This is a genomic window from Oerskovia sp. PE-21s (assembly GCF_056158145.1).
This window is the reverse complement of record NZ_JBUXJM010000003.1, coordinates 465,401-479,075: the sequence shown is the minus strand read 5'-3', so window position 1 is coordinate 479,075 and position 13,675 is coordinate 465,401. Positions and strand designations below refer to the sequence as shown.

At 71.4% G+C, this 13,675-nt stretch carries 15 protein-coding genes and 1 other RNA gene; 9 read left to right on the top strand and 7 right to left on the bottom strand.

The window, feature by feature from the left end:
- Positions 1-295: 295 nt before the first annotated feature.
- The 3 genes from ACZDYF_RS08090 (at position 296) to ACZDYF_RS08080 (ending at position 3,410) form a co-directional block, all read left to right on the top strand.
- The gene (locus ACZDYF_RS08090; protein ID WP_475055296.1) at positions 296-862 is read left to right on the top strand and encodes a DUF6318 family protein; all 567 of its coding nucleotides are present in this window, start codon (positions 296-298) and stop codon (positions 860-862) included.
- 197 nt (positions 863-1,059) lie between these two features.
- Complete coding sequence (locus tag ACZDYF_RS08085) at positions 1,060-1,746, top strand: hypothetical protein (RefSeq protein ID WP_475055293.1); 687 nt, start codon at positions 1,060-1,062, stop codon at positions 1,744-1,746.
- Positions 1,747-2,180: 434 nt separating this feature from the next.
- On the top strand, positions 2,181-3,410 hold the full coding sequence (locus tag ACZDYF_RS08080; protein WP_204809250.1) for a bifunctional RNase H/acid phosphatase: 1,230 nt from the start codon (positions 2,181-2,183) through the stop codon (positions 3,408-3,410).
- A 171-nt stretch (positions 3,411-3,581) separates the two neighbouring features.
- Here the strand turns inward: ACZDYF_RS08080 and ACZDYF_RS08075 are convergent, their stop codons facing one another.
- Positions 3,582-4,355, bottom strand: a complete 774-nt coding sequence (locus ACZDYF_RS08075; protein WP_475055290.1) for a YaaA family protein — start codon at positions 4,353-4,355, stop codon at positions 3,582-3,584.
- Positions 4,356-4,455: 100 nt separating this feature from the next.
- Here ACZDYF_RS08075 and ACZDYF_RS08070 point away from each other — a divergent pair, with 100 nt between their 5' ends.
- From ACZDYF_RS08070 to ACZDYF_RS08060, 3 genes are all read left to right on the top strand, one after another.
- Positions 4,456-4,842, top strand: coding sequence for a tautomerase family protein (locus ACZDYF_RS08070; RefSeq protein WP_138824158.1), 387 nt, complete (start codon positions 4,456-4,458; stop codon positions 4,840-4,842).
- Between the two features lie 14 nt (positions 4,843-4,856).
- Positions 4,857-5,258: RNase P RNA component class A (gene rnpB, locus ACZDYF_RS08065), an RNA gene on the top strand.
- 38 nt (positions 5,259-5,296) lie between these two features.
- Complete coding sequence (locus tag ACZDYF_RS08060; RefSeq protein WP_475055287.1) at positions 5,297-5,758, top strand: DUF1579 family protein; 462 nt, start codon at positions 5,297-5,299, stop codon at positions 5,756-5,758.
- Positions 5,759-5,791: 33 nt separating this feature from the next.
- On the opposite strand, the gene ACZDYF_RS08055 is transcribed toward ACZDYF_RS08060, so the two are convergent.
- Both ACZDYF_RS08055 and ACZDYF_RS08050 read right to left on the bottom strand, forming a co-directional pair.
- Positions 5,792-6,283, bottom strand: coding sequence for a DUF6328 family protein (locus ACZDYF_RS08055; protein WP_475055284.1), 492 nt, complete (start codon positions 6,281-6,283; stop codon positions 5,792-5,794).
- A gap of 94 nt (positions 6,284-6,377) precedes the next feature.
- The gene (locus tag ACZDYF_RS08050; protein WP_475055282.1) at positions 6,378-6,647 is read right to left on the bottom strand and encodes a DUF7218 family protein; all 270 of its coding nucleotides are present in this window, start codon (positions 6,645-6,647) and stop codon (positions 6,378-6,380) included.
- 271 nt (positions 6,648-6,918) lie between these two features.
- Between ACZDYF_RS08050 and ACZDYF_RS08045 the strand changes: the two genes are divergently transcribed.
- Positions 6,919-7,299, top strand: a complete 381-nt coding sequence (locus tag ACZDYF_RS08045) for an STAS domain-containing protein (RefSeq protein WP_204809242.1) — start codon at positions 6,919-6,921, stop codon at positions 7,297-7,299.
- A gap of 106 nt (positions 7,300-7,405) precedes the next feature.
- Here the strand turns inward: ACZDYF_RS08045 and ppgK are convergent, their stop codons facing one another.
- A complete protein-coding gene (gene ppgK / locus ACZDYF_RS08040; protein WP_191789038.1) occupies positions 7,406-8,185 on the bottom strand; it encodes a polyphosphate--glucose phosphotransferase in 780 nt (259 codons plus the stop codon).
- Positions 8,182-9,063 carry a type I methionyl aminopeptidase gene (gene map / locus ACZDYF_RS08035; RefSeq protein WP_475055279.1) on the bottom strand — a complete coding sequence of 294 codons (882 nt, stop codon included), beginning with the start codon at positions 9,061-9,063 and terminating at the stop codon, positions 8,182-8,184. The genes ppgK and map overlap by 4 nt, the downstream gene beginning before the upstream one ends.
- Before the next feature lie 100 nt (positions 9,064-9,163).
- Between map and ACZDYF_RS08030 the strand changes: the two genes are divergently transcribed.
- Complete coding sequence (locus ACZDYF_RS08030) at positions 9,164-9,385, top strand: SPOR domain-containing protein (RefSeq protein ID WP_138824166.1); 222 nt, start codon at positions 9,164-9,166, stop codon at positions 9,383-9,385.
- 75 nt (positions 9,386-9,460) lie between these two features.
- Here ACZDYF_RS08030 and panB read toward each other — a convergent pair whose 3' ends face one another.
- Both panB and ACZDYF_RS08020 read right to left on the bottom strand, forming a co-directional pair.
- Positions 9,461-10,303, bottom strand: coding sequence for a 3-methyl-2-oxobutanoate hydroxymethyltransferase (gene panB / locus ACZDYF_RS08025; protein WP_475055276.1), 843 nt, complete (start codon positions 10,301-10,303; stop codon positions 9,461-9,463).
- A 104-nt stretch (positions 10,304-10,407) separates the two neighbouring features.
- On the bottom strand, positions 10,408-12,159 hold the full coding sequence (locus ACZDYF_RS08020; RefSeq protein WP_475055274.1) for an NAD+ synthase: 1,752 nt from the start codon (positions 12,157-12,159) through the stop codon (positions 10,408-10,410).
- Between the two features lie 140 nt (positions 12,160-12,299).
- Between ACZDYF_RS08020 and ACZDYF_RS08015 the strand changes: the two genes are divergently transcribed.
- Positions 12,300-13,637: a glutamine synthetase family protein gene (locus tag ACZDYF_RS08015; protein WP_204809233.1), complete on the top strand. Its 1,338-nt coding sequence runs from the start codon at positions 12,300-12,302 to the stop codon at positions 13,635-13,637.
- The last annotated feature ends 38 nt before the right edge of the window (positions 13,638-13,675 follow it).

The window sequence follows — 13,675 nt, the reverse complement described above, 5'->3', positions numbered from 1 at the left end:
GTGTTGGGCTGCGGGTTGCGGGTTGCGGGGCGGGACCAGCGTGGGCGAGAGATTGATGGTTGTCCACAGCCTGGGACGAGGGGTTCCGGTGGGGTGGTTTGACCCGTTAGGTTCCTGGGGAGGCAGGGGCGGTGTGGCCCTGTGCCGGGTACCTACCGAGGGGGCAGGGATGGGTTCGCAGGGGTTGGCCGGGCGCGGCAGACGGCGTGCCGCACAGGTCGTGGGCTGGGAGGGTCCGGGAAGCGGTCCTGCTCCCGCTGCAGGTGCACGACGGCGTCGGGGTGCGCTGGTGCTGATGGGCGCGGTGCTCGCCAGCCTGGTGGCGGGGTGTTCGTCGACTGATCCGGTGATCGAGTCGCCGGCACCGGTGGTGAGTGAGGAGCCGAGCCCGACGCCCACGTCGACACCGACGGCGACAGGGCCGGTCAAGCCCGAGAGGCCAGCGGACATGGACCGTACCGACGAGGTCGGGGCTGCTGCGGCGGCGACGTACTTCCTGGAGCTCTATCCGTATGTCATGGCGACCGGCGATCTGACGGAGTGGGACGCCATGACCTGGGCGGAACTCTGCGGATTCTGCACCGCGGTGCGAGACCAGGCGCAGGAGATCTCTCGTGATGGAAACACCTATGTCGGGGGCGCGGTCGATGCCGAGGTGATCAGGACTTACGCTCTTGACGATCTGGTTGGCGGCTACCCCCTAGACGTCCAGGTCGCGATCGCGAGCGCGGTTCTCCTTGATCCGTCGGGAGTGGAGGTTGATCGTCAGGAAGCGCAGTCCGACCCGTACCGGGTTGAGTTGCTGCATGACGGCACCACATGGCGTCTCCTAACGGTTTCGACCGAGATGCCAGTCTCGTGACCCTTGGGGCCGTGGCGACGGCGGTGACAATCTCGACCCTTATCGGTGGCCTCCTTGTAGCATCGAGCTCCATCGACTTCGATAGCAAGGCGGAGAAAGACTCAATCGACGTCAAGGCTGTCGATGTGTCCGCCGACGGATCCGCGCATCGGCCGCGGAATGCGGATGGTTCGCCAGCGTCGGAGGAGTTTCGGCGGATGCCCGCGTCGATCTGTTTCACGGATGACTTCCCGACGACCAAGGGGCAGGTGGGGGCGTGCGGGCCGGGGGAGCGTGAGGGGGCACTGGTCGTGGCGTGCGACGCGGAGCAGGTGGCGCTGGACCCGATCTTCAAGCGGACCTGGGTCAACAACCCGGACGGCACGATCAGTGGCCTGTCCGGCTGGGAGCTGCAGAACCCGGCCGATCCGGGGGACTGCCTGGCCGCAGTGGACCTGGTGCCCCTGGCCGAAGCCGAGTTCCAGCGCCTGACGATCGCCCCGTCCCCGGTCACGATCCAGCCCCCTGACGGGTGGACCCTGGTCAACGTCGACACGATCACCTACACCAGCCCCACACCCCAGACGTTCACGACGACCCTGCTGGGTATCCCCGTCACGATCGAGGCCACGCCGGTCAGCTTCACCTGGAACTACGACGACGGCACCACGCCCGTGACGACCTCGGACCCGGGCCAGGCCTACCCCTATCACACCGTGGCGCACGTCTACACCCAGGAAGCGACCGCGACCATCACCTTGGCCACGACCTGGCAGGGCCGCTTCCAGATCACCGGCTCCGCCACCTGGACCCCCATCACCGGCACCGCCCACACCACGACCACCGCCCCGCCCCTGACCGTCCACGAAGCCCGCTCCCGCCTCGTCACCGAGCCCCTCGACTGAACGAGATGCTGCTCGTTGTCGCCCGGCAGCACTCACGAGCGACAACGAGCAGCATCTCGGTGCCAGCCAGCGACCCAGCCAGCCAGCGACCCAGCCAGCCAGCGACCCAGCCAGCCAACGACCCGGCGAGCCAGCGGCCCCGCAGCCAGCCGCTGCGGGGAGTGCCTCCAACGCCGTCGGTTCGACGCCAGCAGCCGGCGCGAGGAACACTGAGGCGACCGCTCGGTGCGGGTCCCGGCCATGAACGGCGACTCAGCGGGGTCCGGACAGCGACGTTCGCCCGGGACGGACGGCCGGTCAGACCGACCGACCGGACAGACCGACCGACCGGTCAGACCGACCGACCGGACAGACCGACCGGCCGACCGGTCAGACCGACCGGGCACACCGACCGAGCGGATCGACAGGACGATGGCAGACGTGGAGGACGAGGCATGGGTAGGACGTTGATCGTCGAGGCGGACGGGGGGTCGCGCGGCAACCCCGGTCCTGCGGGATACGGTGCGCTCGTCCGCGACGCCCTGACGGGCGAGGTGCTGGCTGAACGCGCTCGGTACCTCGGCGTCGTGTCGAACAACGTCGCCGAGTACTCCGGGCTGGTCGCGGGGCTCGACGCCGCGCGGAAGATCGACCCCGAGGCGCGCGTGGTCGTCCGCATGGACTCCAAGCTCGTCGTCGAGCAGATGTCGGGACGCTGGAAGATCAAGCACGAGGACATGCGGCGGCTCGCGGCCGAGGCGGCGCTGATCCTGCCCGCGTCGCAGGTCACCTACGAGTGGGTGCCGCGCGCCGACAACTCCGATGCCGACGCCCTCGCAAACCAGGTCATGGACTCGCGCGGTGAGATCGCCCACGACTACTCGGCGGCCGACACCACACCTGTGACCGACCAGGGGCAGGCGGACCCGGACCCGGCAGTCGAGGAGCCGGCCGACGCGAGCGGTGCGCCCGGTGCCGTCGCTGCTGGCCCTGGTTTCGACACACCCACGCGCCCCTCGGGGGCCCGCGCCCGGTTCGACGGTGCCGAGCCGTTGACCGTCGTCCTGGTCCGGCACGGCCAGACGCCGCTCACCGTCGCGGGGGCGTACTCGGGCTCATCGGTCCCTGGCCCGTCGCTCACGGCGCGGGGTCGGGTACAGGCCGCCCAGGCGGCCGACCTGATCTATCGCGTCGGTCGGGACCGCTGGACCGACCTGCCGAAGCCGACCGAGATCGTCGCGTCGCCCATGGTCCGTGCGCAGGAGACCGCGCGGGCGGTGAGCCGCCGACTGGGCCTGCACGTCCGCACCGACGAGCGCTTCGCCGAGGTCCACTTCGGCGAGTGGGAAGGGCTGACGGCTGGCCAGATCGCCGAGCGCTGGGACGGGCATCCCGAGCAGTGGCTCGTCTCGGGCACCGAGGTGGCGCCGGGCGGAGAGTCGATGGCTGACGTCGGGGACCGAGTCTGGGCCGGGCTGCAGGATCTTCTCGCGCAGGGCACCGGCCGGACCGTGGTCGTGGTGGGTCACGCGGTGCAGGTGCGCGCCGCCGTCGGGCGGGCGATCGAGGCACCGCCCTCGCGCTGGGCGGGCTTCCGGGTTCCGCCGGGGTCGGTGAGCATCGTGCGGCTGTGGGCCGACGGCGCGACCGAGCTGACCGTCGTCGGGTGCCCGAGCGAGCCCTGAGCCCCCCGCTCGCCAGTGCGCGCCCGGTGCCGAGAACGACCTCGAGGTCGCCATGAGGCCCCCATCGACCTCCACCTCGTTCTCGACCACGCGGAACCTCGTCCTCGGCGACCTGACGCCCCGGTCTCGAGCATGCGCGGCACCGTCAGGTCGCACGGCTTCGACAGAACCTCAGGAGACGACGAGCTCCAGCGTCGACCTACCGCGCGCCCCGGGGAGCAGCGTCGCGTCGAGCAGCGCGGTCCCGACCAGCTCGTACGCGGCCTTGAGCAGCTCGTCGGCCGTGTGCACGGGCTCGGCGCGTGTCAGCAGGTGTCCGGTGAGGACGCCGCGCGTGTGCTTGGCGTTGTGCGACACCACGCTGCGCTTGCCGTCGAGCTCGCGCAGCACCCGCACCGCGACGTGCTCGGCCCCGGCGGGCACCTTCCACGCGGCCGCGTAGGGCGCCGAGCGGCAGTCGATCACGACTTCGCCGGTCGCCCGCGGGTCCAGGGCTGCGGCGAGGTGGGGGCGCCACGTCGGGGCGAGCGCCCCGAGCGGCGGGAGCTTGGTGCCCATCGACAGCCGGTAGGCGGGGATGCGGTCGGCGGGGGAGACCGCGCCCCACAGCGCCGACACGATCCGCACCGAGTCCTCGGCCCGCGCCGCAGCGGCGGGCGGCAGGTCGGCCAGGCCGGCGGCGGCGTACAGCACCCCGCTGTAGATCTCCGCGGCGGGAGCGGTCGGTGCGGTGGCGAGCGACACGTTGCGCGCCACCTCGTCGGCGAGACCGCTGCTCACGCCCAGGACGTCGAGCGCGTCACGTCGCCTGCTCGCGGCGACGAGCGCCTTGAGCACGGCCTTGCGGTGCCGGGTGAGCTGCGGCGAGCTGAGGGACGTGAGGTCGAGGGGAGCGCCGTCGTCGGGCACGGACTTTCCCTCGGAGGGCGGCAGGAGCAGAAGCACACCGCCACTCTAGGGCGGGCGCGGCGGCCCTCCCGCCCGTCGCGCGCGTGGCGATGGTCACCCGTGGCACACCCCGGGCTGCGGCGCTAGGTTGTGCCGCATGGTCCAGGTCAAGATCTACGGCACCCGCACTGTCTGGGAGATGAAGCGCGAGGACATCTCCGACGCGATCCACCGCGCGGTCGTCGGCGCCTGGGGGCTGCCCGAGGACAAGCGGTTCCACCGCTTCCTCCTCATGGAGGACGGCGACCTGGTCGCACCGGCGCGCAGTGACGCGTACCTCGTGATCGAGGTGGTGTGCTTCACGGGCCGCTCGCGCGAGGCCAAGCGGGCGCTCATCGCCGCGATGTTCGACGACGTCGCGCCCTTCCTGGGACTGGCGGCGGACGACCTCGAGGTCGTCATCCTCGAGAGCCCGCCCGAGAGCTGGGGCATCCGCGGCAAGAGCGGCGACGAGCTCGCGCTGGGCTACCGCGTGGACGTGTAGGCTGCGTGAGCGGATGAGTCGGTCAGACGGCCGCGTCGGCGCCCTCGTGGCGTCGCCGAGGAACGTCCGGGCTCCACAGGGCAAGGTGGTGGGTAACGCCCACCCGGGGTGACCCGCGGGACAGTGCCACAGAGAACAGACCGCCTCCCACGACTCCGGTCGCGGGCGGTAAGGGTGAAACGGTGGTGTAAGAGACCACCAGCGGGCCAGGTGACTGGTCCGGCTAGGTAAACCCCACCTGGAGCAAGGTCAGACAGACTGTGTTGGAGGGCGGCCCGCCCGATTCTCTGGTGAGAAGCACAGTCGGGTAGACCGCTGGAGGCGTGCGGCAACGTACGTCGTAGATGGATGGCCGTCACCCGTGCGGGGGCAACCGCGCGCGGGGACAGAACCCGGCGTACCGACCGACTCATCCGCCCTGTCGTCCATCTCTCCCCGTCAGTAGGCTAGCGGGATGAGGATCGTCGAGTGCTTGGCTCCCCTCGTGGGGCAGTGGCAGGGCGTGCACCGCCAGCGTCTCCTCCCGACCGACGAGTTCGTCGCGTCGGCCGCGACCGCGTCGGTCACGGTCACGGCGCGCGAGTACGTCTCGCTCGCCTACACGTGGTCCGACGGCGACGCACCCCAGGAGGGGCTGCTCCTCCTGAGCGGCGGCTCGGGCGAGGAGGGGGTGTCGGCGGTGTGGCTCGACTCGTGGCACTCGTCGCCCGCGTGGATGCTCTTCAGCGGGACGGTGGGGGACGACGCCGTCGTGCGACTCACGGGGAGCTACGCGGCACCGGAGGGCCCCGACTGGGGCTGGCAGATCTTCGTCGCGCCGGTCGAGGGCGGTGGCGGGCGCATGACCATGCTCAACCTGGTGCCGGGCGAGGCCGCGTACGAGGCCGTCGAGGCCGTCTACGACCACCGGGTCTGAACGCCGCGACCGGCTACTCTTCGCCCGCTCGCCCTACTCGTCGCCCGCTCGCGCCCGCCGCATCAGCCCGAGCGGCAGCGCGACCCAGAGCAGCGCGAACAGCACGAGCGCGCCGACCGCTGCGATGACCGCGGCCGTCCAGCCGACGACGACGTCGAAGATCAGCAGCACCGTCCCCGTGACGACGAGCGCGAGGACCACGAGCCCTACCCGCGCCAGCCGGTCGGCCGACGTGACGAGTCGCGCTTTGAGGTGCTGGCGGAACAGCATGCGGTGCAGCGAGACGGGGGCCACGAGGAGCCCCGTCGCGAGCACCGAGAGCACCACGAGGCACAGGTAGACGTTGCGCTGCGCGGAGTCGAGCTCGCCGAAACGCTGCTGGAACGGCAGCGTGAGCAGGAAGCCGGTGAGGATCTGCACGCCCATCTGCGTGACGCGCAGCTCCTGGAGGAGCTCGGCCCAGTTCCGGTCGGCCCGCTCGTCGTCGCTCTCGTCCCGCGAGTCGTGGCGCGGTCGGTCCCGCACGCCATCGGGCTGCCCGGTGCCGGCCCCGTCGCCCGAGGTACCCGATCCCGCGGGGCCGCCGGCGTCGGCCCCTCTGTTCATCCGGCTGCCCCGCTCAGTGGTTCCGCAGTGCGGAGATGAGCTCGCCCTTGCGCATGGTCGAGCGGCCCTCGACGCCGACCTCGCGGGCGCGCTTGCGCAGCTCGGCGACGCTCCACTCCTCGTAGGCGGGTGAGGAACCTCCCTTGGCCCCGACCTCGCTCCGGGACGACGCGGCGGCCGCGTTCGCGATCCGCGCGGACTTCTCCTTCGAGTTCCCCTCGTCGCGCAGCGACTCGTACAGCTCCTTGTCCTTGACGGACGGGCCGGGGTCTCGCCTGGGCATGGTGTCCACCTCTCGGGTCGGGTAGTGGCAGGTCGTCCGACCGTACGACGACGGCGCTCCACTCGCGCGAGAAGGTGCGCTCAGGTGGTGCAGACCCGGTCAGACCGCCACGAGCAGGGGGAGGATTCGCCCGGAGATGCACCTGATGCCCGCTCCAGGTAAAGCAATCCCCAGAATGCTGTCATGCGGGCGCCTGGAGGGGGTACTCTTGCTCTGTTGGCGGCACTGCAGGCGTCGGGTGCCGAGAACGCGACGAGCGGGGGCTCACGTCATGACTGCGAGCAGGACAACGACGACGACAGGCGGGATCACGCTCTTCGAGCAGCCCGACACGAGCGTGGTGGACATGTGGGGCGAGATCGACGTCGCCCTGCGGAGCGAGGCGAGTGCGGCCCTGGCGAACGCCCTGGACCGTGACGTGCCCGTGGTGATCGACACCTCGAAGGTGACGTTCATGGACTCGACCGGGATCGCCTTCCTGGTGCAGTTCTACACGATCGGCAGCGAGGAAGGGCTCCAGGTGAGCCTGCGCAACCCGCCGACGGTCGTGACCGACGTCCTGGAGATGCTGGGCGTGATCGACATCTTCCCGTCGCTGCCGCACCACCAGATCGAGCATCCGGTCGAGGACAGGCATCACAGCACGGTCTGAGCCCGGACGACCGGTCGGCCTGACCCGCCGGGCGGGTCAGGCCGAACCGAGCCAGGCCCACAGGCGGAGCCAGGCCGACCGCACGTCGGGCGACCGGCACGGGCTCTTACGCGAGCCCTGCCCCTTCGGCGGCCAGCGCCGCCGCCCCGACGATCCCGGCCGCGTTGCGCAGCTTCGCGGGGACGATCGGCGCCTTGAGGTCGAGCAGCGGCAGGAAGTTCTCGTGGTGCTTGGAGATGCCGCCACCGACCACGATGAGGTCGGGAGAGAAGAGCATCTCGACGACGTCGAAGTAGCGCTGGAGCCGCGCGGCCCACTCCTCCCACGAGAGGTCCTCGCGGCTGCGCGCCGACTCCGCGGCCCGGGACTCGGCGTCGAACCCGTCGATCTCGAGGTGGCCCAGCTCGGTGTTGGGCACCAGGACGCCGTCGACGACGAGCGCGCTGCCGATGCCCGTCCCGAGCGTCGCGAGCAGCACGGTGCCGCGTGCGTCCTTCGCGGCGCCGTAGCGGACTTCGCCGATCCCCGCGGCGTCGGCGTCGTTGACGGCGACGACGTGCCGACCGGTCTCCTTCTTGATCAGCGCGGGCAGGTCGACGCCCTTCCACGACTTGTCGAGGTTCGCGATGAACCCGATGACGCCGTGGCGGATGGGCCCGGGGAACGCGACGCCGATCGGGACGTCGTGCGGCAGGTCGTACTCGTCGACGAGCTCGGCGATGACCTTGGCGACGGCCTCGGGGGTCGAGGGCTGCGGCGTCGGGATGCGGTGGCGCTCCTGGGCGAACTCGCCCGTCGAGAGGTCGACCGGCGCGCCCTTGATGCCGCTGCCACCGACGTCGATCCCGAACGCGAGGCCGTGGTGGTGGTGTGAGTGCTTGCTCATGGCAGGGTCAGGATCTCCGCTCCGTCTTCGGTGACGACCAGGGTGTGCTCGAACTGGGCGGTCAGTGACCGGTCCGCGGTGACTACGGTCCACCCGTCGTCCCACATCTGCCACTCGGGGCCGCCCAGCGTCAGCATGGGTTCGATGGTGAAGACCATCCCTGGTTCGATGATGGTGTCGTGGTCGGGGGCCGCGTCGTAGTGCGGGATCACGAGGCCCGAGTGGAAGGCCTCCCCGACGCCGTGACCGGTGTACTCGCGCACCACGCCGTACCCGTGGCGGTGCGCGTACTTCTCGATGACGCGGCCCAGGACGTTGACCTCGCGCCCTGGGCGCACGGCCTTGATGGCCCGGTCGAGGGATTCGCGCGTGCGCTGGACGAGCAGCGCGGCCTCCTCGCTGATCTCGCCGACCGCGAAGGTCGCGTTGTTGTCGCCGTGGACGCCGCCGACGTACGCGGTGATGTCGACGTTGACGATGTCTCCCTCGACCATCTCGGTCGAGTCGGGGATCCCGTGGCACACGACCTCGTTGAGGGACGTGCACAGGGACTTGGGGAACCCGCGGTAGCCCAGCGTCGAGGGGTAGGCGCCGTGGTCGAGGAGGAACTCGTGCCCGATGCGGTCGAGCTCGTCGGTGGTCACCCCCGGGGCGACGTGCATCCCGACCTCGGCGAGGGCCTGGGCCGCGATGCGGCTCGCGACGCGGATGCGGTCGAGCGTCTCGGGGTCCACGACGTCGTCGCCCGTGAACGGCTGCGGGCCGGGCTTCCCGACGTACTCGGGCCGCGCGATCGAGCGCGGCACGGCGCGTGGCGGTGAGACCGTCCCGGGGACCAGAGGTCCGCGCGGGGCGGTCAGGGCGGGGGGACCGGGCATCGTGCCAGTCTACGGAGGTGAGCGCCGCCGGGTCGTCCATCCTCGCCGCGCGCGTCCGCCCGTCGCGCGCGAGGACGCGTCGGTGCGGCAGGATCGTCCTATGACGAAGGAACGATTCTCCGACGACGGTGACCCGGCCACCGAAGACCAGTACTACTTCGACACGCGCACGGGTGAGGTGTCGAAGGGCCCGCAGTCGACGTGGTCGTCGCGCATGGGGCCCTACCCGACGCGGGAGGCCGCGGCCAAGGCGCTCGAGCTCGCGCGTGCTCGCTCCGAGGCGTGGGACGAGGAGGAGCGCGAGCGCGAGCAGGACCGGTGACGTCCTGCCCGACGGCGCCGCTCGCCCGGGTGCACCGGTGCACCCGGGCGCGCGCCGCCGTCGGGCGGGGGAGGGCTACTTCTCGAAGCTGTGCGCCGAGTCCGGGAACGTCCCGCCCTTGACCTCGGCCGCGTAGTCCTGCGCGGCCCTGCCCAGGGCCGCGCCGATCTCCGCGAAGCGCTTGGCGAAGCGCGGCGACCACTCGGTCATGCCCGCGAGGTCGGTCCAGACGAGGACCTGGCCGTCGCAGTCAGGGCCGGCACCGATGCCGATGGTCGGGATGCGCACGATCTCGGTGACGCGCGCGGCGACCTCGACCGGGACCATCTCCAGGACGAGGGCCACTGCCCCGGCGTCCGTGACCGCGAGGGCGTCCTCGCACAGGATCTCCGCTGCCTCGTCCCCGCGGCCCTGCACGCGCGGCCCGCCCAGGATGTTCTCCGACTGGGGCGTGAACCCCAGGTGCGCGACGACGGGGATGCCCGCGTCGGTCAGCGCACGGATCTGCGCGGCCGACCGGCGCCCGCCCTCGAGCTTGACCGCGTGCGCGCCCGTCTCCTTCATGATGCGCACGCCCGTCGCGAGGGCCTGCTCGGCCCCGGCCTCGTACGAGCCGAACGGCAGGTCGACGATCACGAGCGCGCGACGGGCGGCCCGGGCGACGCCGCGCGCGGCCGGGATCATGTCGTCGACCGTCACGGGCAGCGTGGTCTGGTGACCGTGCATGGTGTTCCCGATCGAGTCCCCGACGAGGAGCATGTCGATGCCCGCCTCGTCGAAGATGCGGGCGGTCACCGCGTCGTACGCGGTGAGCATCGTGAGCTTCTCGTGCCGCGCCTTGGCCTCCGCGAGGTGGTGGACGCGGAAGCGCTTGACGGGCGTGGCCGGGGTCTGGCCGGGCTGGGTGTGTGCGGACATGCTCTCGTCTCTCCAGGTCGTGCGGCCCGTCGGTGGTCGGCGGGCCGGTCGTTCGGGAAGCGGATGGGTGGCGTGCGGCGGGCGCGCGGGCCTGCCGGTCGGGGCTACTCGACCGGCTCGCGCCAGCGGGACGTGACGGGCAGGCGACGGTCGCGGCCGAAGGCCAGCGACGTGACCTTGGGGCCGAGCGGGTACTGGCGGCGCTTCCACTCGGCGCGGTCGACGAGCGTCACGACCTTGTCGACGACCTCGGGGTCGAACCCGCGCGCGAGCAGCTCGGCGCGCCCCTCGGCGTGCTCGATGTACGCGTCGAGGACCTCGTCGAGCAGGTCGTAGGGCGGCAGGGAGTCCTGGTCGGTCTGGCCGGGGCGCAGCTCGGCCGAGGGCGGCTTGGTGATCGAGGACTCGGGGATCGGGGGGAGCTCGCCCGCGTCGAGCGCGGCGTTGTTGCGCCAGCGGGCGAGGGCCCACACGCGCGACTTGTCGACGTCCTTGAGCGGGGCGTACCCGCCGATGCTGCCCGCGTCGTAGATCGTCGCGTACCCGACGGCGAGCTCGGACTTGTTGCCGGGCGCGATGACGAGGTGGCCCTCGCGGTTGGAGATCGCCATGAGGACCACGCCGCGCACGCGCGCCTGGAGGTTCTCCTCGGCGACGCCCTCGAGCGCGAGCTCACCCTGGAAGGCGTCGACCATGGGCGCGATGGGCTGCACGCGGTAGTCGGCGCCGAGCCTCTTGGCGAGGTCGGCGGCGTCGTCCTTGCTGTGCTCCGACGAGTACGTCGAGGGCATCGAGACGCCGACGACGTTCTGCCCGCCGATCGCGTCGGCCGCGATCGTCGCGGACAGCGCCGAGTCGATCCCGCCCGACAGGCCCAGGACGATCGACCGGAAGCCGTTCTTGCGCACGTACCCGGCCAGGCCCGTGACGCACGCCCGGTACACCTCCTCGTCGGGGGGCAGCGGGGCCGCGACGCGGCCCGTCGGGTAGGTGGTCGCCGCGGCGTCGCCGGCGATGCCAGCCGCGGACGAGGGTCGCTCGGGCAGGTCCCAGACCAGCAGGTCCTCGACGAACTGCGGCGCCGAGGTGAGCAGCGCGCCGTCGGGCCCGACGACGAACGACCCGCCGTCGAACACCAGGTCGTCCTGGCCGCCGACCATGTTGACGTACGCGACCGGGGCGTCCACCTCGCGCGCCCGACGCGCGGCGAGGTCGGTGCGGACGTGCCCCTTGCCCTCCTCGTAGGGCGAGCCGTTGAGCACGAGGAGCAGGTCGATCCCGTGCCCGGCCTCGTCGAGCGCACCGAGCGTCGCGACGGGGCCGCCGTCCTGCCAGATGTCCTCGCAGATCACGATGCCCACCGATCGACCGGCGATCTCCAGGACGAGCGGCTCGGTGCCGGGCGCGAAGATGCGGAACTCGTCGAACACGCCGTAGTTCGGCAGGTGGTGCTTGTCGTAGGACGCGACGACCTTCCCGTGCTGGATCGCGACCGCTCGGTTGGTCGGGAGGTCGGCGGGAGAGCCCGACGCCTCACGCTCGGTGGCGCCCGCGCCGCGCGGGAGCGCGGTCTCGGAGGTGCCCACGGTGCCCAGGACGACCGTCACGTGACCCAGGCCCTCGCGCTCGAGCTGGGCGGCGACGTCGGCCGCCGCGTCCCAGGCCGCGCGACGGAACGAGGCACGCAGCGCGAGGTCCTCGATGGGGTAGCCCGTGAGGGTCATCTCGGGGAAGGCCACGACGTCGGCGCCCTCGCCGGCCGCCCGCCTGGTCCACTCGAGGATCGCCGCCGTGTTCTGGTCGATCGCTCCCACGCACGTGTCGATCTGTGCGAGGGCGATCCGCAGGTCTGCCATGCCCGCCAGCCTATGCGAACCCGCCGGTCAGGTGCCCACCCGCCCCCGACCTGCGCCGGTCGTGGCACGCTGGGGACACGTCGGCCGCGTCAGGGCGCGACGTAACCCGCTCGTCACACTCTTCAGGCAGGATGTAGCCCATGGACAGGCAGCAGGAGTTCGTGCTCCGCACGGTCGAGGAGCGCGACATCCGCTTCATCCGTCTCTGGTTCACCGACGTGCTGGGGATGCTCAAGTCGGTCGCCGTGGCTCCCGCGGAGCTCGAGTCCGCGTTCGCGGAGGGCATCGGCTTCGACGGCAGCTCGATCGAGGGCCTCACTCGTGTGTACGAGGCCGACATGATCGCGCGCCCCGACCCCACCACGTTCCAGGTGCTCCCGTGGCGCGGGGAGCGGCACGGGACCGCGAGGATGTTCTGCGACATCCTCACCCCGGACGGCGAGCCCTCGCTCGCGGACTCGCGCAACGTGCTCAAGCGCGCGCTCGCCAAGGCGAGCGACAAGGGCTTCACGTTCTACACGCACCCCGAGGTCGAGTTCTACCTCTTCAACCACCCGGCCGACGCCTCGGCGCCGCTCGTGCCGGTCGACCAGGGCGGGTACTTCGACCACCTGGCCCGGGGATCGACGCACGACTTCCGCCGCGCCGCGATCACGATGCTCGAGTCGATGGGCATCTCGGTCGAGTTCTCCCACCACGAGGCGGGCCCCGGCCAGAACGAGATCGACCTGCGCTACGCGGACGCCCTGACGACGGCCGACAACCTCATGACGTTCCGCACGGTCGTCAAGGAGGTCGCCCTGGAGCAGGGGGTCTTCGCGTCGTTCATGCCCAAGCCCATGGCGGACCAGCCCGGCTCGGGGATGCACACGCACCTGTCGCTGTTCGAGGGGGACCGCAACGCGTTCCACGAGCCCGGCGCGCAGTTCGAGCTGTCGAGGACGGCGCGCTCGTTCATCGCGGGCCTGCTGGTCCACGCGGCGGAGATCACCGCGATCACCAACCAGTACGTCAACTCGTACAAGCGCCTGTGGGGCGGGGCCGAGGCCCCGAGCTACGTGTGCTGGGGCCACAACAACCGCTCGGCGCTCGTGCGCGTGCCCATGTACAAGCCGGGCAAGGGGAACTCGAGCCGCATCGAGTACCGCGCGCTGGACTCCGCGACCAACCCGTACCTCGCGTACGCGGTCATCCTCGCGGCGGGCCTCAAGGGCATCGAGGAGGGCTACGAGCTGCCCGAGGCGACCGAGGACGACGTGTGGGAGCTGACCGACGCAGAGCGCCGCGCGCTCGGCATCAAGCCGCTGCCGCAGTCGCTCGACGCCGCGATCCAGATCATGGAGACGTCCGAGCTCGTCGCCGAGACCCTGGGCGAGCACGTGTTCGACTTCGTGCTGCGCAACAAGCGCCAGGAGTGGGACGCGTACCGGTCGCAGGTCACGCCGTTCGAGCTGAAGCGGTTCCTCCAGGTCCTGTGAGCCAGTCCTCCCGTCGGTCGGTCGGGTCCCGGTGGTCG

Excerpts from the sequence above, each read along its gene's own strand:
- ACZDYF_RS08090 (WP_475055296.1), top strand. The coding sequence starts at position 296 with ATGGGCGCGGTGCTCGCCAGCCTGGTGGCGGGGTGTTCGTCGACTGAT.
- ACZDYF_RS08085 (WP_475055293.1), top strand. The coding sequence starts at position 1,060 with ATGCCCGCGTCGATCTGTTTCACGGATGACTTCCCGACGACCAAGGGG.
- ACZDYF_RS08080 (WP_204809250.1), top strand. The coding sequence starts at position 2,181 with ATGGGTAGGACGTTGATCGTCGAGGCGGACGGGGGGTCGCGCGGCAAC.
- ACZDYF_RS08070 (WP_138824158.1), top strand. The coding sequence starts at position 4,456 with ATGGTCCAGGTCAAGATCTACGGCACCCGCACTGTCTGGGAGATGAAG.
- ACZDYF_RS08060 (WP_475055287.1), top strand. The coding sequence starts at position 5,297 with ATGAGGATCGTCGAGTGCTTGGCTCCCCTCGTGGGGCAGTGGCAGGGC.
- ACZDYF_RS08050 (WP_475055282.1), bottom strand. The coding sequence starts at position 6,647 with ATGCCCAGGCGAGACCCCGGCCCGTCCGTCAAGGACAAGGAGCTGTAC.
- ACZDYF_RS08045 (WP_204809242.1), top strand. The coding sequence starts at position 6,919 with ATGACTGCGAGCAGGACAACGACGACGACAGGCGGGATCACGCTCTTC.
- ppgK (WP_191789038.1), bottom strand. The coding sequence starts at position 8,185 with ATGAGCAAGCACTCACACCACCACCACGGCCTCGCGTTCGGGATCGAC.
- map (WP_475055279.1), bottom strand. The coding sequence starts at position 9,063 with ATGCCCGGTCCCCCCGCCCTGACCGCCCCGCGCGGACCTCTGGTCCCC.
- ACZDYF_RS08030 (WP_138824166.1), top strand. The coding sequence starts at position 9,164 with ATGACGAAGGAACGATTCTCCGACGACGGTGACCCGGCCACCGAAGAC.
- panB (WP_475055276.1), bottom strand. The coding sequence starts at position 10,303 with ATGTCCGCACACACCCAGCCCGGCCAGACCCCGGCCACGCCCGTCAAG.
- ACZDYF_RS08020 (WP_475055274.1), bottom strand. The coding sequence starts at position 12,159 with ATGGCAGACCTGCGGATCGCCCTCGCACAGATCGACACGTGCGTGGGA.
- ACZDYF_RS08015 (WP_204809233.1), top strand. The coding sequence starts at position 12,300 with ATGGACAGGCAGCAGGAGTTCGTGCTCCGCACGGTCGAGGAGCGCGAC.